The organism is Scytonema millei VB511283, assembly GCF_000817735.3.
Lineage (GTDB): Bacteria > Cyanobacteriota > Cyanobacteriia > Cyanobacteriales > Chroococcidiopsidaceae > Chroococcidiopsis > Chroococcidiopsis millei_B.
Genome location: NZ_JTJC03000004.1, coordinates 40,457 through 63,616 on the forward strand (window position 1 = coordinate 40,457; position 23,160 = coordinate 63,616).

Consider the following 23,160-nt stretch of genomic DNA (forward strand, 5'->3'; position numbering starts at 1 on the left):
GAGATCTGAAACTTCAAACGTTTAATTTCTGTATTTTTAACTGCAAATCTGCAAGAAATAAACATCAATTGAACTCAACTCAATAAAAGATGAAACTACAGATTGCTATCCAGAAAACCTTGTTTGAAAAGGTATTTGTGATTCTAGCACTTCTACTTTTCTCAGATGCTTTTATTTCGCTTTTTCGTCGTCAAGAAGGATTTGTGCTTGATGCAACTGAAGGCGATCCAGTCATGCAAGTTTTTTTATTTGGAGTCTACAGACCTGTCCGGAATATTATTTAAGTGCTAAAAAAATGGTAGAACGAAATTTTGTCGCTCTACCACTATGAAAAATCCTCTTGATTATATCCAAGAGAATCCGCATCGGACAAAGCAAATACTGGGAATTACACATGACCAGTTTCGAGACTTGTTGAGCCAAGCTCAAAGGCATCATCAAAACCAGCAAGTAGACAGAGAAAGTAAAAAAATCCGGATAAATCAGAAAGGAGGAGGACGTAAACCGAAACTCAATGTTTCCGAGTCGGTATGTTTGTGTCTGTTTTATTTAAGACAGATGCCAACGTTTGAGGTTTTAGGGATGCACTTTGGGGTGTCAAAAACTGAGGCAAATGATACGTTTCATTACTGGTTAAGAATATTCCGAAAAATTTTACCTGCCAGTCTTCTTGAACAAGTTGAAGAAAAGGATGGTGATTACGCGATTGCTTTAGAATTATTGAGGGAATTTCAGTTAATAGTAGATAGTATGGAACAACCAAGAGAAAGACCTTCAGACTATCAGAAGCAAAAAGAGTATTTTTCGGGCAAGAAAAGGCAGCAGACATTTAAAAATCAATTCATTGTCTTACCGAAAGGCAAAGATATTGTAGATATAGAGGTAGGTAAAAAGGGTCCAACGAGCGATATTAGTTTGTTCCGCGACCAACAAAAAAAGTTTGAGAATGAGCAAATGTTTGAAGGAGATAAAGCGTATCAAGGAGGAGAGAAGATTACGACTCCTCAGAAGAAACCACGAAAAGGAGAATTAACGACAAAGCAAAAAGAGGAAAATAAAAAATTATCCAGCCGCCGTATCTTTGTCGAACACGTAATTAGACTCGTCAAAATTTTCCGCATCGCTCAACAACGTTTCCCCCTGAATTCTCAAATTTATGAGCAGGTAATTCTTACCATTTGTGGGCTGGTTAGGTTAAGAATTGGCGCGTTAATATTACCAGTTTCATGAAAATTGTAAATTGGAGAATAGTTATGCTTTAGCCATGAATATTTTTACAGATAGTTGCTATTAGTAACTCTCTCAAAGCCTTATGATTACGTCGGTTCTGGTTTCATGCTAATGCTGTGCAAAGCCAGACGTGGACTGCTTTGCAAATTTCCGGACGAGTCTTACGCAATCACCTTCTTCCTGATTCTGCTGCGGTGGAAAAGTGTCGTACAACTCGTACTCAAAGAAAAGCTATTAATCCTGCTAGTCGCGATCGCCCTCATCTCTGCGCTTTGGTCTGTTGCACCAGCAGTCACTCTCCGCCGCAGTGTAGCACTCGTCATGACAACTTTATTTGGGGTGTATTTAGCGACGCGCTACAGCTTAAAACAGCAGTTGCAGTTACTCGCTTGGACTTTGGGTGTAGCAATGGTACTTAGTTTTCTGTTTGCGATCGCCCTGCCAGCCTACGGAGTTCACCAGGAAGGGCGACACATCGGGGCTTGGCGGGGAATCTTCGTGCATAAAAATGCCTTGGGTCGAGCTATGGGTTTATGCGTAATGTTATTCTCGCTGTTTGCTCTTTATGGCTACAGATACCGATGGATTGCATGGACTGGCTTAGCACTTGCGATCGCCTTAACACTGCTGTCAACGTCAGCAACACCGCTCTTGTCTTCTCTAATTGTTCTAGCTCTATTGCCACTCTACAGCCTGTGGCGGTGGCGCAATCCTTTATTTATGCATTTTGTTGTCATGGCAGTGACGCTTGGTTCAGCTATAGTTCTGTGGCTTTTGAGTCAAGTGGAAGCAATTCTCGCTGCTACCGGACGGGATTTAACTTTTACCGGACGCACAGAGTTGTGGTCGGTTTTGCTGCAAGCAATCCAAAAATATCCCTGGTTGGGTTATGGATACAGTGCCTTCTGGCTCGGTTGGCAGGGCGAATCTGGAAGGGTATGGAACGCACTCGTCTGGGAGCCTACATACGCTCACAATGGTTATTTACAATTAGGACTCGATTTAGGCTTGCTAGGTATTGCAGTATTTGTATTGGGATTCTCGATTGACTTTGGGCGATCGCTGATCTGGGCGCGTACTCACCAAACTGCGGCAGGAATGTTTCCATTAGCATTTTTAACATTCTTATTGCCCTACAACATGACAGATAGCATTATCTTGCAGCAAAATAATATTTTTTGGATTTTTTATGTTTCAACAGTTTTCTCAATAACGATTCAGCCTCAGCTAGCTAAACCGCCTGCAAATAGGCAATTTTCAGCATAGGAAAACAATCAAATATGCTTCACAAACCTGTTGTCCTAATTTATAGAAATAATCTCTTACCAGCTTCAGAAACCTTCGTGCAAAAACAAGCAGAAGCCTTAAGAGATTTCATTCCCTATTACGTAGGCTCTCGTCTCGTACAAGGTTTGCAACTTCCTCAAGAGCGCCGGATCGCCCTCAACCAAGGCGGACTGTTAGGTTTGACAAATGAGCTGTCTTATAAGTTATGGGGGAAAGTATCTGCCGACTTCATTCGGTCTTTACAGCAGCTTTACCCCGCACTGATTCACGCTCATTTTGCCCCAGATGGGGCAATCGCTTTGCCACTAGCGCAACGCTTACACGTTTCACGGTTACGATGCTACCATGCAGGATAAATATGCAAAAGCCTCCTTCTGGAGTCACCGCGTTTATCTGCGTCGTCGAGAGGCATTGAAGCAGAAGGCGCGGCTATTTATTGCCGTCTCTGAGTCGATTAAGCAGAAGTTACTAGAACAGGGTTTTCCACCTGATAAGGTTGTCGTGCATCACATTGGTGTTGATACAGAAACCTTTCAACCCGTCGTCCAATCGTGCTGTTTGTGGGACGGCTTGCTGAGAAGAAAGGGTGTAAATATCTAATTCAAGCCATGAGCCAAGTACAAGTCGTGATGCCAGATGTGGAGCTGGTGATTATTGGTGATGGACCGTTAAGGGTCGATTTAGAAAACATGGCAGCGATGAAACTACGTCACTATCGGTTTCTCGGTACACAACCGCCACAAGTCGTGAAAAATTGGATGAACCGGGCGCTTTTGCTGGCTGCACCAAGCGTAACGGCTGCCACCGGGGATTCTGAGGGGCTTCCTATTGTCCTCATCGAAGCTCAAGCAATGGGTTTACCTGTTGTCAGTTCGATACATTCTGGTATTCCTGATGCTATATTACACGGTCAGACAGGCTTTCTGGCTAGAGAACGAGACTGGAAGATATTAGCTGAATATATTTTGTTCTTACTTAACGATCGAAGCTTATGGCAGCAATTTAGCCAAAACGGTCAAGAACGAGTCCGCACCCAATTTAATCTTCGCAGTCAAACTAGTATTCTGGAGGATATCTACTCTACTACTTTGCGACCCAAGGCGAGTAGGGAGCAGGGAGCAGAGAGTAGGGGAGACGTAGTTCACAACTCAATCTCAAAATGCTAAATTTTTCCCAAGTTGTTACCTTTTTGTTCCTAGTTTGACACTTTTGTTGTTGTAAATTAGACATTAAGGTTGAAGATAAAAGCTGCTGAAATTTACTATCAGATTTGCAAGTTTATTTTCACCGAAAAACGTCGAGCTGGATGTAACACTCTTCCTACCATATAGTAGGTGGGCATCGCCCACCTTTCCCTAAAGCTTCAATTACCCAACAACAGTATTAACTATCTATAGAACTCCGAGCGAACTGTAAAACATGCACAATGACGGTCATTAGTCATTTGTGAGTCCGTAATTACAACTTACGAATTACGACTTAAGACTTACGACTTATAAATCTTATGCATCGCTTGGAAGTGCTATAGAGCGCAAGGAGTGAAAATGATGATGAAACTTGTCAATCTCAAAGAACTGGTTTGTTCGTGGTTGGATGGAATTGAAATTCGTGACTCCCAGAAAGCCCATTTATTATGTAAGGCAATTCCAGCCAGTTGTCCGTTTGAGCGAGAAATCAAGTTTTTTAATCGCATCCTAGTTCATATTCCGCCCCTATGCAAGTTAAATCCTTTTTACGAGCAAGTGGTGAATCTTCGCTTTAAAGCTCTGTGCTATCTAGCGGACGAATGCGGAGAAGATATAGCCTGAGGGGGCGACATGAAAACTAAAAGCTAGATAGAATAAGCTCCATAGCCCGAATACCTCGTAAATAATCCTGAATCTTATTGCGATGTAATCTCATTAAATCTCGAACAATACACCAACAATTATTCATGAAGCTTACCCAACTTTGGCTATATAAACCAATATAGAAATTACTATGTCTTCGCGTGACTCGTCCAAATTCTTTAACTCTAGCGACATATTTTTGTACTCCAATACGCTTAATTTTTTGTCCTTGAAAAGTGGACATACTATAAGCAAAAGAGATGATTAAAATCAGAGATATTAACCGATTTCCTTCAACATTTGTATCTTCTAAGTTATACCCACCACTTTTAAAGTCTCGAAACATTTCCTCGATGTCAAAGCGTTTTTTAATGCCTCGATCGCTGAATCTAAGTCGCTTAAATTTGTTAAGATGAACCACCCTTCTTCTGGCGACCATCCTTTGTACACTCGCCGCCATTTGGCAGCTAGGTTGAAACCTTGAATTTTTTGATTTTTTGTGACCTTGATGTTTTGCAAAAATAGGGAAACTCCTGGTGAGAAATCCAAGCTATCAAGCGACTGCCAAATTTCCTTTTCATTTTGGATAAATTCATTCTTTTTTAATCTCAAACAAAACTTGACTTTTTGCTCTCTGAGCCAGTTAGCTAATTTTATCGAACAAAATTCTCTATCCCCTAATACAACCGTCTGATATTTTTTGAATAATGGTAGGACTTGAAAAAATATTTGTGTTTGCTCCTCAAAATTACTATTGCCCAATTTTGGTAAAATTTCCCAGTATACTGGCAACGCCCTTCGGTCATAAATTAAACTTATCATTATCAAATTATTTCGCTGCCATTGAGTTCGATCGATTACCAAATAAATTCTTTGATTCTCTAGGAGATTTTGAGTTAACCAGTTTTCTATTATCGCAAACCAAATTCTCTGGATCTTAAGGATTGGCAGTGATAAGAATCTCTGAATTTTTTTGCGTCTGCTCTCAAATAATATTGGTAAAGGTAAAGCATTTGCTATTTTTTCCAGACTGACTTCTTTAATATCTTGTAGGACATTAATCAGCAGGTTGAAAAACAACAGTTGGGACTGAGAGAGTTGATTTTCTAAGTTCGTTTGATACAATGGAGGTAACATTTTCAAGCTTATTGGTCTTCTTGACAATGAGTGACCTATCTTTTTCTACCATAATTCGGTCAAATCTTTATCCCATTTGGAATCTGAGGCGTGTGTCGCCCCTTCAGGTCTGCATTATTAACCATTGTTCTAAATTTCCAAACATTGAAGCGTTTACCATGCAAACCTACGCGAGTTTGTTGATAAAATACAGGACCGGGAGAATCTAGTTCAATCAAAAGGGCGATCGCCAGATATAGAGGTGATAAAAATAAGACGATCAGAATGGCTAGGCAAAAGTCAAAACAACGCTTGATCCAAAAATCTAATCCTGCAATTAATGGAGGAGAAAGTTTAAAGAAAGGTACGCCACTTTTTAGCGATAAAAATGTTCCTGTTTTCTCCTCTACAATTTCTTCTAAGCTCAGCGGCAAAATGTTGAGCGTTATGCCATTATTACGCAATTTCCAATAAAGAAACATTCGTTGCTCTATTTTGTGCCAAGAACAAACAAAGACTTCGGCTGCTCCTGAAGTAGTAATTTCTTCAACAACCTTTTCTATTCCACGGTTTTTTAATACATAAATTGGTAGGTATCCTATAATTCTGTAATGGTTTTCTGGCACGAGTAACTGCGTGGCTTTTTCAATATCTGTTGAAAATCCAATAATAAAAATTGGATTACAGATCGTACCTTGTTGGCGTAGTTTATTAGTTGTAAAGTTCACGCACAGTCACCCAGCTAAAGATAACAATATGCTGAGTAACCAAGCCCAAAAGAAAGTAGACCAGGGAATCAAATGATGTGACTGGTAGGATAAGTTGATAGCTAGTAGAAAAAGATGCGATAAAGTCAGTGCTTCGATTGGGTTTAAATAGTTACAGCATTCTTCATGAGAGTTATACATTCCTCGTACTGCCATTATCCCGATATGAGCAATCGGAATTGGTAAAAGTAAGTTATTCAACTTCCAGGGAAGATCTAGAGGAATGCAAAAAGTCTGGGTGGTATGCTATGCCAAAGATAGAAGCACGTAATCCACTAAAACTAGTATGATGCGTTGCAACCAATCTACGCCAATTCCTTTACTTAAGGTGGTAAAAATCGGTGCGCGAAGATCTAAATTAGCGGCTGAAGAAGCGGACTTAATCATCTCTAATTCCTTTGCTAATACTTAGTAAGTTCTAGAATTTATAGTGCTGAAAACATGAGTAATAGACCTATTGCTAGACTTAGTTGCATTACCGTTTTACTAAAAAGCTTTGTTAAACCGGATTAATAATTTTGAACCGTTTTTTACTTGATGTAGCATTTCGACTACTCTCAGTTTGTGCCATCGTACTACTAGAAGCTCGGAGAGCCAACCAAGTAGTATATGCAATCTCTGAAAATCAAAGTGTGACTTGAAAGCCACTCTATTTGTAAGTCTCTTTGTCTTGATAGACACTACAGTTACTTGAGTGTTGAATTTGATACCTTAGCTTAGAGCTAAAAAAGTGAAAAACTTGGAACAAAATCAGACATTATTGATATGGGTCTGATTCCGGGGTTGTGACGCAAAAATCGGTGCTGAGCAGACAGTGTATTCTTTTTTTAAGAGAATAATATGTCTTAATGAACCCCCTCTATACTCTGATTAATATCATCGTTTGAGTCGTTTAGGGCTTAACCCTCTGTCCAGTGTTTGGAAACCACTTCAGATTCCAGTTGTTGAAGGTCGTCCTTAGTATCGATATCATGTGGATTGCCGATGCGATCGCAATCGACTTCCACAACTGGGTAAACTCGCATCAACTGCCTAGCTCCTTCATCTCCCTCAAGTTTCATGGCATCAAACCACAACGAACGAGCAAGGAGGACGGGGTTGCGTCGAGATCCTGCATAGGTAGCTACAACAAAAGAAGCTCCTTCATGGTAGGCTGCTGCGAGACGACGGTAACAAGCAGCCGTGACGAATGGTTGGTCGGCAAGCCCAATGCAGAGAGCATCAATAGATTTATTAGGCTCTAACATCCACAGAGCCTGTTTTAGACTTGAAGCAATTCCACTTTGCCATTGAAGGTTATGTACTATACTCACGCCTGGTAAGGCTGCGGCGGCTACTTGCTGGAAATTGTAACCGACGACAAGTAAAATCGGGGCAAGCCCACTTTCACTAGCAGCCTTAAGAGCATAGGAAACTAGCGATCGCCCTCTAAACATTGCTAAAGGTTTAGGAAAATCCCCTCCAAACCGAGAACCTCTACCAGCAGCAAGGATAGCAATGGCAACCTGTCCCATGTTCTTACTTTGCGTGAATTGGTTTTTGGGTATGAGAGAGCCTACAGCCGCTACGCCCACTCTTCAGCGCAATAACTTCAGCCATAATTGACACAGCTGTCTCTTCTAAAGTGTTAGCACCAATGTCCAGCCCAATCGGGGCGCAAATCCGAGCTAGTTCAGTTTCGCTGAGTCCAGCCTCCTTCAGGCGACGGACTCGATCTGCGGTGGCTTTGCGGCTTCCCATCGCACCAATGTAAGCTGCTGGGGTACGTACGGCGGCTAGTAACGCTGGAACATCAAATTTAGGATCGTGAGTGAGTACGGTAATAATGGTACGAGCGTCTATCTGTGTGCTTTGGAGATACTGACCGGGCCAGCTCACCACAACCTCGTCAGCTTCAGGAAAGCGTGCTGGCGTGGCAAAGCGAGACCGAGCATCACATACGCTTATCCGGTAGCCTAATATCTTACCTAGTTTGCAAAGCGATCGAGCGAAATCAACAGCCCCAATTACAATTAAGTGCGGCTGGGGTACAAAGGACTCAATAAAAATTGCTACATCTGCTTGACTGCATTCCCCATTAGCACCATAACAGCTCAAGTTTTTCAGTCCTTGAGTTAACAGTCTTTGAGCGTCACGAGTCACCACCTGCTCCAGCTCTGTGTTACCAAGAGAACCAGCGATCGCACCGCGATCGGTGACTAACATTTTAGCTCCAACGTTCTCCCCCTCCACCAACGTACAGATTGCTATGGGCTGCTCGGATGCTTTGCAGATGGCATCAAAGACAAAATTTATTGACAGCTCGCTCCCAAGGCACTTGTGTACGAGGGGTTCCACGAAAACGTGAATCGTGCCTCCACAGGTCAAACCAACCACAAAACCTAGTTCGTCAGCTACTCCGTATGTAACTAGCCGTGGCTGATTTAGTGCGATCGCTGCTAGTGCTTCTTCAACTACTGCTCCTTCAACACACCCCCCACTGATAGAACCAGCGACCTCGCCGCTACTCGATACAGCCATTACAGCTCCAGGTTCTCTCGGACTTGAGCCTTGAGTGCAGACAACAGTTGCTAGTGCCACAGAGTCACCCTGATTCCACCAGCGTTTGACATCAGCAACAACATTCCTCATTGACTTTTTGCCTTTAGGGGTACATTAGCTGTTCGTGCAATGGGCAAACGTTCCTTAGCCGTTACAGGTTGCGGCTTAGCTGTTAGAGATTCCGGCTGCATTTTTTCCACAGCATTTTTTTCCACAGCATAATGTACGGCACGAATGGCGTTTGGGTAGACACCACAACGGCAAAAAATACCATCAAGCCAATCTCGGATTTCCGCTTCGCTAGGTCTAGGGTTGTTTTGTAATAGATCCATGAGTGACATAATCATAGCTGGCGTGCAAAAACCACACTGTAGCCCGTGCATATTCCAGAAACCTTCTTGCAATGCACTCAGTTGACCATTTTGAGCAACGCCTTCAATTGTCATTACATCGCTACCATCAGCTTGTACTGCTAAGACCGTACAGCTTTTTACCGACACCCCATTCAGCATTACCGTACAAGCACCACACTGTCCCGTATCGCAGCCGCTCTTTGTTCCCGTTAGATTTAGAACATCGCGGAGAAAATCCACAAGTAGCAACCGTGGCTCAACGTCTGCTGTATACTGTTTGCCGTTGACTTTGATGAGAGTTTGCATAAGATTTTGCATAAATTGTTTTTCTGAAAATGAGATGTAGAAGCGATCGACATAGCAAAATAGCTTTTTAGCTCACTACTCCTGTTACTGTGTTCTTCGCAGGCTGCCGGAAACGTAAATTAACCAACCACCACCACCATGTGTGAGATACTTGCCACCACTGTCCCATCGGAGAATTTTCGTCTAGTTGATTGAGTTTTGGGTTTTTAGGTAGGATGAAATAAATGAGATTTGAGGTTTCCTGTAGGGACTGAATCTTTAAGTTGGAAGGAAATGCTGCTCCCATTTCTGCTTCAAACGTAGCTTTTGGATTAGAGGTAATATTCTCGCGAAAAGCCTCATTTGTCCAAATCCGAGCGATCCATAATGCTTGTAAGCTTTCTCTGTAAGCTCTTGCTTTTTCAGCCCCACAAAGATGACAGTACATTGTCCACCAAGTATGACCCAACATCCACCAGGTAGCAAGTTGCTCGTACCGATACCATTGCTCTTCTGCTGGCGGAGCTTTAGGAATCACAAAGTAAAAGGTATCTTCTGGTTCCTCTAAAACCCTAACTTCTACGTTGACGGGAAATGTAATATTTGATTCTCGTTCAAACACGGCTTTCGGATCGGTTAGTATTTCTTGCTTAAGTAATTCATCATTCCAAATGCGATCGATTAGTCGTGCTTGTAAAGCTTCGTAGTAAGGTCCAAAATCTGTAACATTGACATTCGACCACAATTTTCTAACTTGAGGAAATTGAGTTAGAATATCTGTGAAATCAGTAGTTGCTGTCATCGTCGATCCTTGTTTATTCTTCCTATAAACGAAGGTAAAACTCTATGCTTTCAATTTATCAATTGAATTCGAGAAGAACAAGGGTTTTTATTTTGCCTAATGTTAAGATTATTTCTTATCATTTTTTATTAAAAATACTACCTAAAAAATTTAGTATAGTATTTTTATTACTTTAATTATGAAATCAATTTAACTATTCTACTGACTCATAAATCATATAGGAAGTAAATAGCCATGTACTCTCTACAACTATGAGTCACTTTTTGACTCACAAAATCTAAAACAATAAGAGTTATTCTATTAATTTCTGTAGTAAAGTTTATAATTTCATGCTATTTGCTTAATAGCAATTCTCGATTGCGTGCGTGACATCCGTAGGGGCGCACGGCTGTGCGCCCCTACAGTCGTGTGTTTTATCCAATTGAAAACTGCTATAAGGTAAGATTCCCCCTAACCCTCTTAAAAAGGAGAAAACTTAAAGCCCCCTTAAAAAGGGGGTTGGGAGATTCTTCAAGATCTTTGAATTGATAACCAAAACGTACCCTATTGCTTTCATTGACACCAATAAAAGTCTACCTACACTGGTTGAGCTACTGGTACAGCTAAAAGTCTAGGAATCAGAATATTACCTGGTTGCTCTAGAATAAATCGAACACAACGAGCCACATCCTCGCTCTGAAGTGGGTTTGGCACAAGCTCGTCATAACCTTTCATCCCACGCGATTTCCAGGAGTCATACAGGTTAGTAGCAACTGCACCAGGCTCAACTGTGGCAACACCAATACCAGAACCAGCCAACTCCATCCGCAAGGAATCAGTAAAAGCTTCTAAGGCGTGCTTAGTACCATCATACACAGCTAACTTGGGAGTTGTTTTCAGTCCAGATATACTAGACATATTGATGATATAGCCACTACCCTGTTGCTTGAAATGCCGCAGTGCTACGTAACTCATTCGCACTACAGCCTCAAAATTAATCCGGATCATTTTACACAAAGCTTCGATGTCTGCATCCTCAATTGACATCATATGCATTACACCTGCATTGTTGATGACAACATCCAGACGACCAAATTTTTCCAAAGCTACATCAACTAAGTGTTGTGGCAATTCCGGATCGGTGATTTCCCCAGGTACAATTATCGTTTCATTGCTCATTTGAGCGGCAAGTTCTGCCAACTTTTCTGGAGAGCGCGCTGTAATCAACAGCTTCATCCCCGCTGCATCTAAGCTCTTGGCGATCGCCGCTCCAATGCCGCTACTAGCTCCTGTAACAATTGCTACTTTATTTTGTAAATCCATAGTGGCTCCTTTTACTGTTAACTAAATCAACTGATGCTAATGTAGGGTGCCTACATCCCTTGAGTAACTCAAAGCAAGCTCTGATTCTTAGTTAGAATGCCTTTCAGCTTAGGGACTAAAAAACACTGACGCAAGGATCGAAATTTCGATGCAAGTTGACAATCTTTTGATTTGACTATCTTGCTCTTATGTGCCAGTGTTTATATTTTCAGCAAATAGAAGCAACTTCTTCATTCGCCTCTAAAGACGGCGGATTATCCTGATCGGTGTATCCTTGACTAATTTCGATAATGTTACCGTTTGGATCGGTAATCCAAACCGATCGCCATCCACTAATAAACTCGTCAAAGTTGAGCGGTCCTAGAGAAATTTTGGCATCTTCGCCCATTTCCGCTAGCTTAGCATCGACATTATCGACCTGAAAGCCCAGGTGTCGCCAGCCTGGGTAGGCTGGTCCATCGTTACGAATCTGGTAAGTAGGAGATTCTTCCTTTGCTTGGATCAGCTCAAGATACATATCATCCAATTTCAGAAACACAATTTGTTCCTTGCCAAGTGGTGCGACCCGAGCGCGTTGGAAGCCAAAATATTTCGTGTAAAATTTTTCAGTTGCAATTGGATCTTGGCAGCTGATTGCCATCTGCGAAAATTTGAGCCAAGCCATAACTTAAATCCTTACTAAAGCTGGACAAGAACGTATCTATGCGTATGACCCATCGGGATATTGAACGACACCAGCAAAGTGAACGGCAATTTTGCCATCGCGCAATACCCAATTATCGTAGAAACTCATTTCACCAACTACGCCATTAGTACTGCGAGTTCTGAGACTTTCTACCATCATCAGCGTGTTCTCGGTCTCTGCCCATTGGTTGAGCGAGACTTCCAAATCTTCTAAACTGAAGATGCGACTTTCAAAAAACTCCTTGAGCTGCTGTCGTCCACGGATGTAGAGTGGCTGGCGATTTTCGGTCAGGGTACTAATTAGTAGAAGATCTTCAGTGTATTGGTCGAGCAACCCTTCAACATTTTTTGCTTTGATAAAACCGATATGCTCTTTGTAGAGCTTGCCCAAAGGAGATGCAGGAATTGCTCCCTTGACCTTTTCTGCATTGGCATACGTGCTATCAGGATACTGAATGACTCCAGCAAAGTGGATAGCAATCTTACCATTTTGTAAAAACCAATTGTCGTAGAATTCAACATTGCCGACCTCACCGCTAGTGCTGCGAGTTTTGAGGCTTTCCACCATCATCAGCGTGTTCTCGGTCTCTGCCCACTGGTTGAGCGAGACTTCCAAATCTTCTAAACTGAAGATGCGACTTTCAAAAAACTCCTTGAGCTGCTGTCGCCCACGGATATAGAGCGGCTGGCGATCTTCGGTCAGGGTGCTAATCAGTAGAAGATCTTCGGCGTACTGGTTGAGCAATCCTTCAACATTTTTTGCTTTAATGAAACCGATATGCTCTTTGTAGAGCTTGCTCATCGGAGACAATAGCAGTTGTTCCATTGGTGTTTTCATAGCGAACCTTAGTGCAGGAGATGGAAACGCAAGCAAGTTTTAGAGACAAAATGCGGCTCAGACTAAGCCCAAATCCAAAAGCCAAAATGATAGGCAATTTTGCCGTCGCGCATCATCCAAGCATCTCCAGCATTTACTGAACCAAGATCGTTATTGAAATTAGCTTGGAAGAAAATAGTATCTTCAGTCTCAGTAAAATCAAGAGACTTGAGATCGATATGACCGATCGCTTTCATATACTTATGAAAAAACTGTTTAATGTTTTCACGACCTTGAATCGTAATCGGTGCGGGCATGTCAGCAAAGCCGTTGAAATAGGTAATTAACACAGCGTCTTCCGTGTAATCTCTATCTACCATCTCATCGACTTTTCCAGCTGCGATCGTCTCTAGATGGGTATTGAAAAACTTGCGCCCAGGAGAAATTGTTGAAGTTACCATTGTCTGACCTCTTTTGATTTGCAGTTAAAGTGAATTGACGAAATAGTTCGAGAAATTATGTCTTATGACACTCTTCCATTGAAAATTACAATGGGCTATTCCACTTCCACCGATCGCGTTTGCTGATGATGGAAGTAGAAAACTTTGCCTTAAAGCTGAGCCGACCCCTCATAATAATCAAGAGAGTCTACAATATACGTCGTAATGACTGCTTTTCCTGTCTGAGGCGATCGCTGCACTACCCAAGTTTGATAAGCATCTAGAGTAATCCGTTCGCTTTTTGCTGCGGGTGGATTCCACACGCTAGCCTCCCATTTCACAACCACTTTAACATCAGCTTTATCTCCCTTGGGAGTCACTTGGACTTGTTTTAAGGTGTGAACTTCGTCGAAAAAAATGCCGATAACGCGCTCGTACCAATCTTTGAACCCAGCAAAGCCGTAGACAGTTGCTTCAGGAAAGCGCATTTCTGAGCCTTTCTCAGCCAACATGGGGATATATTCTTCAAGTGGTGCGTGAACGTCCAACTTTGAATACCAATCCGCTGCTAATTGCTGCACTTCAACTTGAGATAGAGTCGTGATATTGCTTAATGTCATGGTTTTTCCTCTCGATAATTTCGATAATTGGTAGAAACGCTAGATTGCTATTGACCGCACTTAACACCAATTTTTGAGCCTGCAACCTCATTGGTCAGTACTAAGTCAATTAAGAAGGGTCCATTGTAAGCTAATGCTTTCTGGATGGCTGGTTCGATCTCGTCAGGCTGTTCGACTCGTATAGACTGAACTCCCATAGCCTGCGCTAACTCATCAAAACGGATGTCTGGATTGCCTATGGTGAAAGAAGTTGGAAAATCGTGTTCTGCAATTCCTCTTTCGCGCCAATATTGCATAATATTGAGCTTGAGTATTTGATAACTGTGATTGTTGCAGATGACAAATTTAGCATCAATGTTGTGATGTGCAGCAGTCCACAATGCCTGAATAGTATACATACTGCCACCGTCACCAGTGAAACCAATAACCGTTTTATCTGGATTAGCCAGCTTTAAACCAATTGCACCTGGAATACCAACACCAAGGGAACCACCCCGTGTTTGAAAATAATATCCCAAAGTTGTGGGGGGAATGTAACGACAAAGTTCTTCAGAGTTAGTGATTGCTTCATCGAAAATTACCGTATCTGGTGGCATATGCTGAGCCAAGTCTCGTGCAAAACGCGAGAGATGCAAAGGTACTGAGTCGCAGACAGCTTTATCAGCCTCAAGCTGAGCCGTTAGTTGCTGGTTTTTAGCTTCAGCTATCCGAATCGATCTTTGAAATGCTTCCTGCTGCTGTTCGGGAGTCATCATTGATTCTAAGGCTGTACCTAGAGCTGCAAGAGTAGTTTTCGGATCGCTAATCAGTCCGAGATCTACTGGAAAGTTTTTTGCAATCTCATAGCTATTTAAATCAATGTGAATCACTTTTGCATCGGGAGCAAAAGCACCAGATAGTGCGGGAAAGACTTCAGGGAAGACGTAAGTACCGCAAATTAACACCGCATCTGCTTGGGAGGTGATGCGGCGACTAACTTCGCCAAACATATGCCCGAGCAGTCCCCCAAATAGAGGATGAGTAGCGCTCATGTTCGGTTCTGAGGAATCTGCTCCCCATACTTGAGCGCCAAGCAGCTCAGCAACGCGGCTTAATTCAGCTTGAGCATCTGAAAAAGCCACTCCGTCACCTACTACAATTAAAGGCTTAGTTGCAGTAGCTAGTATACTTGCGGCTCGTTCGATCTGTTCTGGTTCGGGGGTAACTCGCGCGATCGGGAAAGAAGTTGGAATCGCTTCTTCTTCATTAGGAGCATCAAGGATATCCATTGGCAGGCTAACGAAGACAGGACCCATTGGTGGCGTACCAGCAATTTTAATTGCCCGACGCAAGACCCGCAAAAGAGAAGCAGGATCGACAACCCGAGTCGCCCATTTAGTCACGGGTTTTGCTATGCTCACAAGGTCAGCTGCCATTTGAGCATCCATTCCATCGTACATGATGCCTGCTTCACCAGCTAGCACGACCAATGGTGCATGACCGCGCATCGCTTGGTACATCATGCCAATTCCATTTCCCAATCCAACACCACTGTGTAGTTGCACAACAGTTGGTTTTTTGGTGGCACGGGCATAGCCATCAGCCATGCCTACTGCAATCGTCTCTTGCAATGCAAAGACATATTTGAATTCAGGCTCGTAGTGACTTAAAGCGTCCAGAAATCCCTGCTCGACCGTGCCAGGGTTGCCAAACATGTGGTGTATGCCATCTGCAAGCAGTTGTTCTATAATCGCAAAGCGCCCATTTCTGTTAGCCATAATTTCCATTTTCTCGGGCATAATCTATTTGCTGGTAGCGATCGCACAGTTATTGCTAAGCCAAAAATTGCTCGGTTGAGATTTACCACCCATACCGTCTTAGCCCTTTCTCTAAGACTTCTACTAACTTCTGACCAGTTGTATAAGAGTCTGCGGTAGACCGTCCCGTGATAAATGGATAGTCAACAATGACAGAAATCTCTCTGCCAAAATTACCGTGATATTCTCCATCTGGAGCTGTCGCATCGCTGAGGATATACTCTAGGGGGTAGGGAGGTGGACCCATATTAAGATCGCTACCAACAAATCCAGTTCCATCTAAGTAGTCATACTCTTTACAGTGACCGGTAACGTGCTTTCCTCGAATCATACTCTTGCGTTCTACCAGGTCGCGAGCAAAAGCCAGACAAGTTACACCATAGCACTCCGCAGCGATCGGTTTACCCAGCTTGTAAAAACCGAGGATGAGGTCATGGACTCGATGGTTGTTTACCAAATCGACGATTGGACCGCTACCACCTACGATCAGGAGAGCGTCATATTGCGCCAGATCCTGATGCACCTCGTCAATCGCGTTGTTGTAGGTTTCCATTTCTCGCAGAAACTTTTCAGCACTCCAGTAGGGGCGATCGGGCAACCATTCGGAAAGGATAATTGGATTATCTAGCCGAGGATTCTTTGGATCTTCTAATCGCTTGACTTTCTCCGCCATCTCCTCAGATACGACTGTCCGACCTAAAGGAGGGTCGACGAAAGTAGGGTCCATGCTGGGAGGAAGTGCCACTGGTCTTTTACCAGTTGGAGTTGCAAAGTCTACTTGGTATCCGGCTGCATCAAAGGTTTCCAGAGGACCTACTAGTTCTTCACCCCAGTAGCCGTACTCTGACAGAATTATCAGTATTTTTCTCATAGAATTATCTCCTGCATGTGGTTTCGTTGTTTGGACTATCAGCTAGCAGCTCTTGCTCTTGTAAGGGGAGTAGCTATCTTTTTGGTTGAGAAGAGATTTGTTGCTGAGGAAATTTGTTGGATTCGTTCGGTAATAGCGTCTATGAATGGATAGACTTCGTGTCGCGATCGACCAGTCACTAGATCGTCATCTACAACTACCCCTGTGGGTGAGGGTTCGTAAATTGCACCAGCATTCATGATGTCTGCAAGCACGACTTCGTGGCAGATCACTCGTCGTTCTTTAAGTAACTCTGGCATGGGTGTTAATATCCACAACCCATGACACAGCGCTCCTTTGACAATCTTAGGATTCGCCATAGCTTTGGCATAGAATTGCACCGCTGGCGAAGTGCGAACTTGTTCCCCATCAATTGGTTGACCCTCAGGTGGTTGGAAGTAACGCAGACGCACGCTGGTGTAATTAGCAGACATGATCACAGCTGCATAGTCGTTAAGATCTACGTTTTGAAAGTCGATATCCACTTCTATAGTTCGAGGTGTCGCGCCTGTATCTTCATCGCTGAAGAAGCAAACGCTTGGTTGTCCCCAAAGCCTAGACATTAAATGCACCGTTGCTTTTAGTTCTGAAAAGCGCTGCTGATACGCTTCAATTTCTTCAGGAATGAATTCACTTTCAAGAAGAACAGCGATTTTCTTACCTCCAAGGGATCTGGGTATCATGTTAGTTAGATATCCTTTTTTTGTGCTGATTTATTGACTAGATGATTGTAGCAAGAGCAAGTGTTTAGTCGTTCAAGTTCATTGTATAGAGTAAAAAACCAAGAAAAAATGGTTGAACTTTTGTCGTAGGTTTATATTTTTTTGATTCCGCTTTTTCTATAAATAAATATTTATTTCTGTAGAGCTTTTTATTTGCATTTGTTATATTTTTGATAAAATACAACAGCTTATTTTTAAGCTTAAACGTGGCTGTACTTCAGCCATTACTGCCTACCAAATACAATGCCTTTAGAAGCATTTCTATTAGGAAGAGGGACGAAATATGCAAATAATCCAGCTAACAAAAAAAGTATTAAAGTAGCTATAATCGGAAATTTGTGAGGTGCCATTGTTTTATGAATCATCGACAGGATTAATTGAGTAAGCTTTGCAAGAGCTTCTTTTCTTTCAAAAAAGTTATTAGAAAAGATTCAATATCGACTAATAGTGAAACAGCATTTGTTTTTTCTCCTATTCTTCATTTGTATAGTAGGTAATGCTCGCTGCATGGTAGTTTTGGTGGGCAACGCCCACCCTACTATTCTTCATTTGTGAAGTAGAAATTATAGATTCTGCAAGGAGCTATCTGACTAAAATTAGGATTCAGAGGTTTGAAGAATAGGGGTTCGACCGTAAGTTTCAGTTATTGCTTTGAGGCGATCGCGCAGTTGCGGCGTTAAAGCAGAGAGTTGATATCGCCAACCCCAATTTCCTACTGCTTTACCAGGAAAATTCATGCGAGAGTTTGTACCCAGTCCCAAAATATCTTGAAGGGGAGTAATTGCCCGATCTGCAACAGAACTTTGCGCCAAGCGAATCAAATTCCAATGGATTTCCTCCGAACTCGTACAACCCAAATAAAACCGAACTGCTTCTCGCGCTTGTTCTGATAACTGGTTAAACCATCCTACAGTCGTGTCATTATCGTGAGTCCCCGTGTAAACTACACAATTGCGTGGATAACTAAACGGTAAAAAGCGTTTTTCTACTTGCGTGCCATCGCCAAAGGCAAATTGTAAAATTTTCATCCCAGGAAGTTCAAAGCGATCGCGCAACGCCTCTACCTCGGGTGTAATCGTTCCCAAATCCTCAGCAATAATCGGTAAGTGACCTAGCTTGTCGTTAAGTGCCTTAAAGAAAGCTTCTCCAGGGGCTTCAATCCATTCTCCATTCATAGCAGTGGTTTCGCCCTGTTTTACTGCCCAGAAAGCCTCGAAGCCTCGGAAGTGGTCGATGCGGATTAAGTCTACATAGTTAAGGATGGATCTGAAGCGTTGCAGCCACCACTCGAAGTTCTCCCGTTGTAAATTTTCCCAGTTATAGACAGGGTTCCCCCACAGTTGTCCGGTAGCACTAAAATAATCTGGTGGTGTCCCTGCCATCAGTGTTGGTTCACCTGTCTCTCGATTTAGACAAAAATTTTCGGGATGCGCCCAGACATCTGCACTATCATGTGCCACGTAAATAGCAATATCTCCTATAATCTGGATGCTTCTTTGGTTGGCATAACGTTTTAGTTCTGACCATTGTTGGAAAAATTCAAATTGGAGATACTTGTAGTAAAAAGTATCCTGACTTAACCGTTGCTGCCACTGTTCGATCGCATCTGGCTGTCTTTGAGCGATCGCTAGCTCCCAATGATTCCAACTAGCACCTTGATGAACATCTTTAAGCGCCATAAACAGAGCGTAGTCATCCAGCCAGTAAGCATTGCGATCGCAAAATTCTGAAAACTCCTGTCGTTCAAACGACGTAGCATTTGCTTCAAAGTTTGAGCAAGCTTTTCGCAGCATTGGTATCTTCGTTGAAATCGCTTGCTCAAAATCTACTGTCTCAGCGTTCAACTCAGGCAAATGAGCCAGGTGAGCTTTTTCTAACAAGCCTTTTTTCTCTAACAAGTCTGGACTAATCAGCAGTGGATTTCCTGCCATTGCTGAATAAGAGGCGTAAGGAGAATTACCTTTTCCCGCAGGTCCCAATGGTAATATTTGCCATAGTTGCTGTCCGCTATCCGTTAAAAAGTCAATAAAGCGATAAGCCTCTAAGCCTAAGTCGCCAATGCCAAACTGACTAGGTAAGGAAGTAGGATGCAGTAAAACTCCGCTAGCTCGCATGAAAGGCATAATTAACCCTCAGTAGAATTTGTTTACTCAGTGGCAGATAGCTTTTTTTCTTATGACTGACTAACTTAATTTTCCTCTTCGTTAAAAACCGTCAACTCACTTGGCTGACAGCGTTTAATCTCGATCTGAATTCCTTGTGCTGCTTCGCTTTTGAGATCTTCAACATAGCCTGAGCAAGCTATCTTTGCTTCCTAAAATGATATTTAATCTTGTTAATGAATTTCATGAGCAAGATTGAGAAAATCGCTCTTAGGATAACCTTCCCAGCATGAGATCGCGATCGATCTACTTTACGAGAACGCTGCGCGTATGAGATCGTACGCTTCTTGTAGTAAGTAGGCTTTGCGCGATCTCAAATCAGTTCTATGTAAGAAATCTAATACAAGATTATCAATCAGAAAGCATAGTTACAATGATTTAAATTTAGGCATAAGTTTGCCTTCTTTAGGTTTTATTTATAATTTTTTTGCTAAGTTTTTTTTCTAAAAAAAAATTAACGGTAAAGGTATATGAGTTTTGGACGACTCATATAAAAAATAACTTATTTATTGTACAGAAATTACTGGAGCATGAGGTTTGATTATAGCAGAGAGCGGGTAGATTAGGACATTTCAATTGTCTAGAAACAATAACAGCCAAGTCTATTTTTCTCTGCTCCCCGCTCCCTACTATATAAGTTGCGATCGCGCAACTCACATATTTCCAAACATTTGAATTATAGTTTTGCAATCTCAACATTTTATAAAGATTATCAGTTGCTAATCTGATATTTTATACGCTGAGATTCTTCAGGCTTTGACTGCCAACCCTTCCGATTGAAGACTGATTTTTAGAAAGCTACTCAATAAGTTTTCTGAGTCGTGGTAATTGCTGGTTGACGAGGACGAATATCTAACCCCTGCACGCCTAGATCTAGGCGAAAAATACCTCCTTGACCTGCTTCTGTTTCAACACCACCAGTCACAAAAAGACTTGTTAAATTCGCTCCACCAAAAGCACAATTACTAGTAGTTAAATTACCACTCCCATATCGACGAACTAACTGACCGTTTGAATTTAGTACTTCTACATGGCGCGTACCATAGTGAGCTATATAGAGATTTCCCGCAGCATCCAAGCATAAACCATCAGGCTTATTATCGATCTCTCCTGGTTGTTTGACTGGTAAAGCAAATACTCTTTTCTCCCCCAGCTTTCCTGGCGATAGCACATTATAGACAGCTACTAAATTTTTATTACTTTCACTGACAAAAAGACGCTGACGATCTGGGGTGAGGACAATTCCATTTGCAAAAGCAAGCCCGCTAGCCACCTGGTTGAGTTTACCTGCGGCATCAATATAGTAGACTGCACCATTAGGATTTTGAGGGTTTGAGTCGCCAGAGTCGGTGAAATAAAAACCCCCTTGCGGATCGACACTGATGTCATTGGGATATACTAATGGTTTGCCGTTAAACCGATCGGCAATTATTTTTAAGGTATTGCCATTGGCATCCAACTGTAGCACCGAATTTTTGGCAGCAACGATATGAGAACCATCGGGCAGAATTTTGTGTCCGTTAGCTCCTTGAACCTTAGCCCAAATTCGACTGGAGCCATCGGGCGATACAACCGTAATCGTTCCTACTTTAGTTTGGGAAAAGTAGAAATTGCCTTGACGATCGAAAACAATTCCCTCGCTGTATTTATCACTTTGCAGTACTTTTTCTGCTGAGATGGTATGCGCTGCTGGTAGTTTTTCTTGTGGGGGAGTGACTACAGTTTGGTCGGAGACAAGTTTCACCTGCTCGGACACAGTAGATGGAGTGTTTAGCTTGTTATGGCTGCAAGAAACTAACACTGTAGAGCTAGACAAGAGTGCAATTATTTTCCGCATGGTAAAAAACCTATGTAAGGCGATCGAATACACAGCGATTTACTGCTCGTGATAGTTCCACAGCAGCCCACCGTCAACAAAAAAGGTAGAACCAGTGATGTAGTCGGCATCAGATGAAGCCAGAAAAGCAACCATAGGTGCAATATCTTCTGGTTTACCCAAACGCCCTAAAGGAATGTTTTGTAACAACGCTCCTAGCTTTTGGGGGTCATTTAAGAGATTAGTATTGATTGGAGTCTCGATTGCTCCAGGGGCTACGTTGTTAATTGTAATTCCCAGAGACCCTAGTTCGACTGCCAAATTTCGCGCGATCATCTTCAATCCACCCTTGCTGGCACAGTAGGGCGTGAAATGAGGAAAAGGCAGTTCCTCATGCACGGAACTAATATTGATAATTTTGCCTTTGCGTTTAGTTTCGATCAAATGTTGCACGATCGCCTGTGTAGCGAAAAATGCGCCTTTTAAGTTAACATTCAGCACTGCGTCATAATTGGCTTCGGTAACATCCCAAAAATCCGCGTTCTTGCCGTCAACCCCAGCATTATTCACCAAAATATCCAGTTGACCAAAATATTGAATGCTTTCAGCGACTAGCCTGCGAACATCACTAACTACTCCCAAGTCTGCCTGAACGATATAACCTTTACGACCAGTTGCTTCTACTTGTTTCAACGTAGCTTCTGCGCCTTCTGGATGAGAGCGATAGTCAATGACCACATTTGCTCCTTCCTTGGCAAGGCGGACGGCGATCGCGCTACCAATACCCTGACTGCTACCAGTCACAAGTGCAACTTTACCTTCAAGTTTCATAACTTTCTCCTTGTTGTCCGATAAACATCAACTTTAGTAGGGCTGCAATAACCGCAGTTGGCATGGTGACAGGGAATGTCTGATGCATGAAAAAGCTTGCTACAGTAGGATTTGCCAGTACCAACAATCCCCTGTCGGTATAGAAGTGCAGCTAAAGCAGCCCCAAGAGGTGGAGCAATCCAGTAAATCCATTGATCCTGCCAAATCGAAATCAGGGCAGCTGGAGCAAAAGAGCGGGCTGGATTCAAACTAGTGCCAGTCAGCGGTGATTCGGTAGACACCAGAAAAGCAACTAGCGCCCCAGCGATCGCACCAGTCCAAGGCATAATGGACGAGTTGACTAATATCAAAATTGTCAACATCAGCAAAAATGTAATGCCAACCTCAATTCCAAAACCCATGACTGGTGATACTCCTTTCCCCAACAGAGTCGCACCTAGATGAACGCTGCGAGCAAAGTCAGACCACAGTATGAGTACTAAGGCAGCACCAATCAAAGCACCAATAACCTGCATGAAGGCGTATGCTATGGCATCGCGGGTAGAGATTTTTTTCATCAGCCAGAAGCCCAAAGTGACTGAGGGATTGAGATGTCCTCCAGAACGTTTGCCTAATGGCGAGTAAGCGATCGCCGTTCCTCCCCCAGCAAAGCATAAAGCTGTGAGACACAAGCGCACGTTAGGATTGGGTATTAACTTAACGATTGGAGATTCTGGGCTAAAATTCCAGCAAACCCAAGAGAGACCGTTGAATATCATTAAGATTGTGCCTACCAGTTCTGCGACGTAAGCAGGGATAGCACTGGGTCTGCTACTAACAATCCTACGTTTCATCTCAGGTTCCTCAACTC

The 23,160-nt window shown here is 42.7% G+C and carries 27 protein-coding genes and 1 pseudogene; 7 read left to right on the forward strand and 21 right to left on the reverse strand.

The genetic code is table 11. The annotated features are described in order from the left end of the window. Nucleotides 1-89 precede the first annotated feature (89 nt). The 7 genes from QH73_RS15245 to QH73_RS15265 all read left to right on the forward strand — a co-directional run bounded on the left by QH73_RS15245 (nucleotide 90) and on the right by QH73_RS15265 (nucleotide 4,325). The gene (locus tag QH73_RS15245) at nucleotides 90-284 is read left to right on the forward strand and encodes a hypothetical protein (protein ID WP_132867127.1); all 195 of its coding nucleotides are present in this window, start codon (nucleotides 90-92) and stop codon (nucleotides 282-284) included. Between the two features lie 43 nt (nucleotides 285-327). Beyond that, entirely contained in the window at nucleotides 328-1,230 is a 903-nt protein-coding gene (locus QH73_RS15250; RefSeq protein WP_132867129.1) for a transposase family protein, read from the forward strand. A 105-nt stretch (nucleotides 1,231-1,335) separates the two neighbouring features. Beyond that, nucleotides 1,336-2,496: an O-antigen ligase family protein gene (locus QH73_RS15255; protein ID WP_132867130.1), complete on the forward strand. Its 1,161-nt coding sequence runs from the start codon at nucleotides 1,336-1,338 to the stop codon at nucleotides 2,494-2,496. A gap of 14 nt (nucleotides 2,497-2,510) precedes the next feature. Continuing rightward, the gene (locus tag QH73_RS28260) at nucleotides 2,511-2,873 is read left to right on the forward strand and encodes a glycosyltransferase family protein (RefSeq protein WP_236147039.1); all 363 of its coding nucleotides are present in this window, start codon (nucleotides 2,511-2,513) and stop codon (nucleotides 2,871-2,873) included. Then, nucleotides 2,863-3,117 carry a glycosyltransferase gene (locus tag QH73_RS28265; RefSeq protein WP_236147040.1) on the forward strand — a complete coding sequence of 85 codons (255 nt, stop codon included), beginning with the start codon at nucleotides 2,863-2,865 and terminating at the stop codon, nucleotides 3,115-3,117. Before QH73_RS28260 ends, QH73_RS28265 begins: the two co-directional genes overlap by 11 nt. Beyond that, on the forward strand, nucleotides 3,078-3,683 hold the full coding sequence (locus QH73_RS28270) for a glycosyltransferase (protein WP_309476499.1): 606 nt from the start codon (nucleotides 3,078-3,080) through the stop codon (nucleotides 3,681-3,683). Before QH73_RS28265 ends, QH73_RS28270 begins: the two co-directional genes overlap by 40 nt. A gap of 378 nt (nucleotides 3,684-4,061) precedes the next feature. Next, complete coding sequence (locus tag QH73_RS15265) at nucleotides 4,062-4,325, forward strand: Mo-dependent nitrogenase C-terminal domain-containing protein (protein WP_132867131.1); 264 nt, start codon at nucleotides 4,062-4,064, stop codon at nucleotides 4,323-4,325. 16 nt (nucleotides 4,326-4,341) lie between these two features. On the opposite strand, the pseudogene QH73_RS15270 reads toward QH73_RS15265, so the two are convergent. The 21 genes and pseudogenes from QH73_RS15270 to QH73_RS15370 form a co-directional block, all read right to left on the reverse strand. After that, nucleotides 4,342-5,483: pseudogene (locus QH73_RS15270) on the reverse strand (IS4 family transposase). 59 nt (nucleotides 5,484-5,542) lie between these two features. Further along, a complete protein-coding gene (locus tag QH73_RS29190; RefSeq protein WP_052290240.1) occupies nucleotides 5,543-6,190 on the reverse strand; it encodes a sugar transferase in 648 nt (215 codons plus the stop codon). A gap of 6 nt (nucleotides 6,191-6,196) precedes the next feature. Next, nucleotides 6,197-6,430 (reverse strand): hypothetical protein, encoded by a 234-nt coding sequence (locus tag QH73_RS28280; protein ID WP_132867133.1) that lies wholly within the window; start codon nucleotides 6,428-6,430, stop codon nucleotides 6,197-6,199. A gap of 45 nt (nucleotides 6,431-6,475) precedes the next feature. Further along, a complete protein-coding gene (locus QH73_RS15280; protein WP_165587712.1) occupies nucleotides 6,476-6,616 on the reverse strand; it encodes a hypothetical protein in 141 nt (46 codons plus the stop codon). Nucleotides 6,617-7,128: 512 nt separating this feature from the next. Next, the gene (locus tag QH73_RS15285; RefSeq protein ID WP_039717260.1) at nucleotides 7,129-7,743 is read right to left on the reverse strand and encodes a nucleotidyltransferase family protein; all 615 of its coding nucleotides are present in this window, start codon (nucleotides 7,741-7,743) and stop codon (nucleotides 7,129-7,131) included. A gap of 4 nt (nucleotides 7,744-7,747) precedes the next feature. Then, nucleotides 7,748-8,860 (reverse strand): XdhC family protein, encoded by a 1,113-nt coding sequence (locus tag QH73_RS15290; RefSeq protein ID WP_039717259.1) that lies wholly within the window; start codon nucleotides 8,858-8,860, stop codon nucleotides 7,748-7,750. After that, nucleotides 8,857-9,429: a (2Fe-2S)-binding protein gene (locus QH73_RS15295; RefSeq protein ID WP_039717811.1), complete on the reverse strand. Its 573-nt coding sequence runs from the start codon at nucleotides 9,427-9,429 to the stop codon at nucleotides 8,857-8,859. The genes QH73_RS15290 and QH73_RS15295 overlap by 4 nt, the downstream gene beginning before the upstream one ends. A 67-nt stretch (nucleotides 9,430-9,496) precedes the next feature. Next, a complete protein-coding gene (locus tag QH73_RS15300; protein WP_052290239.1) occupies nucleotides 9,497-10,210 on the reverse strand; it encodes an NHLP leader peptide family RiPP precursor in 714 nt (237 codons plus the stop codon). A 576-nt stretch (nucleotides 10,211-10,786) separates the two neighbouring features. Then, complete coding sequence (locus QH73_RS15305) at nucleotides 10,787-11,512, reverse strand: SDR family oxidoreductase (protein WP_039717258.1); 726 nt, start codon at nucleotides 11,510-11,512, stop codon at nucleotides 10,787-10,789. 208 nt (nucleotides 11,513-11,720) lie between these two features. Beyond that, complete coding sequence (locus QH73_RS15310) at nucleotides 11,721-12,176, reverse strand: VOC family protein (RefSeq protein WP_039717257.1); 456 nt, start codon at nucleotides 12,174-12,176, stop codon at nucleotides 11,721-11,723. Nucleotides 12,177-12,212: 36 nt separating this feature from the next. After that, complete coding sequence (locus QH73_RS27815) at nucleotides 12,213-13,034, reverse strand: nuclear transport factor 2 family protein (RefSeq protein WP_201278174.1); 822 nt, start codon at nucleotides 13,032-13,034, stop codon at nucleotides 12,213-12,215. Between the two features lie 62 nt (nucleotides 13,035-13,096). Beyond that, nucleotides 13,097-13,474 (reverse strand): nuclear transport factor 2 family protein, encoded by a 378-nt coding sequence (locus tag QH73_RS15325; protein ID WP_015154217.1) that lies wholly within the window; start codon nucleotides 13,472-13,474, stop codon nucleotides 13,097-13,099. Nucleotides 13,475-13,623: 149 nt separating this feature from the next. Next, a complete protein-coding gene (locus QH73_RS15330; RefSeq protein WP_039717256.1) occupies nucleotides 13,624-14,073 on the reverse strand; it encodes a hypothetical protein in 450 nt (149 codons plus the stop codon). 47 nt (nucleotides 14,074-14,120) lie between these two features. After that, nucleotides 14,121-15,851: a thiamine pyrophosphate-binding protein gene (locus tag QH73_RS15335; protein ID WP_236147041.1), complete on the reverse strand. Its 1,731-nt coding sequence runs from the start codon at nucleotides 15,849-15,851 to the stop codon at nucleotides 14,121-14,123. A 61-nt stretch (nucleotides 15,852-15,912) separates the two neighbouring features. Further along, a complete protein-coding gene (locus QH73_RS15340; protein WP_039717255.1) occupies nucleotides 15,913-16,740 on the reverse strand; it encodes a type 1 glutamine amidotransferase domain-containing protein in 828 nt (275 codons plus the stop codon). A gap of 38 nt (nucleotides 16,741-16,778) precedes the next feature. Further along, entirely contained in the window at nucleotides 16,779-17,462 is a 684-nt protein-coding gene (locus QH73_RS15345) for a DJ-1/PfpI family protein (protein ID WP_039717254.1), read from the reverse strand. A gap of 635 nt (nucleotides 17,463-18,097) precedes the next feature. Further along, nucleotides 18,098-19,624, reverse strand: a complete 1,527-nt coding sequence (malQ, locus tag QH73_RS15350; protein ID WP_039717253.1) for a 4-alpha-glucanotransferase — start codon at nucleotides 19,622-19,624, stop codon at nucleotides 18,098-18,100. Between the two features lie 65 nt (nucleotides 19,625-19,689). Next, nucleotides 19,690-19,806, reverse strand: coding sequence for a DUF1816 domain-containing protein (locus QH73_RS28285; protein ID WP_132867206.1), 117 nt, complete (start codon nucleotides 19,804-19,806; stop codon nucleotides 19,690-19,692). 659 nt (nucleotides 19,807-20,465) lie between these two features. Continuing rightward, on the reverse strand, nucleotides 20,466-21,500 hold the full coding sequence (locus QH73_RS15360; RefSeq protein ID WP_039717805.1) for an SMP-30/gluconolactonase/LRE family protein: 1,035 nt from the start codon (nucleotides 21,498-21,500) through the stop codon (nucleotides 20,466-20,468). A gap of 39 nt (nucleotides 21,501-21,539) precedes the next feature. After that, nucleotides 21,540-22,310, reverse strand: a complete 771-nt coding sequence (locus tag QH73_RS15365) for a glucose 1-dehydrogenase (protein WP_039717252.1) — start codon at nucleotides 22,308-22,310, stop codon at nucleotides 21,540-21,542. Next, nucleotides 22,307-23,143, reverse strand: a complete 837-nt coding sequence (locus QH73_RS15370; protein ID WP_052290237.1) for an MIP/aquaporin family protein — start codon at nucleotides 23,141-23,143, stop codon at nucleotides 22,307-22,309. Before QH73_RS15370 ends, QH73_RS15365 begins: the two co-directional genes overlap by 4 nt. Nucleotides 23,144-23,160 lie beyond the last annotated feature (17 nt).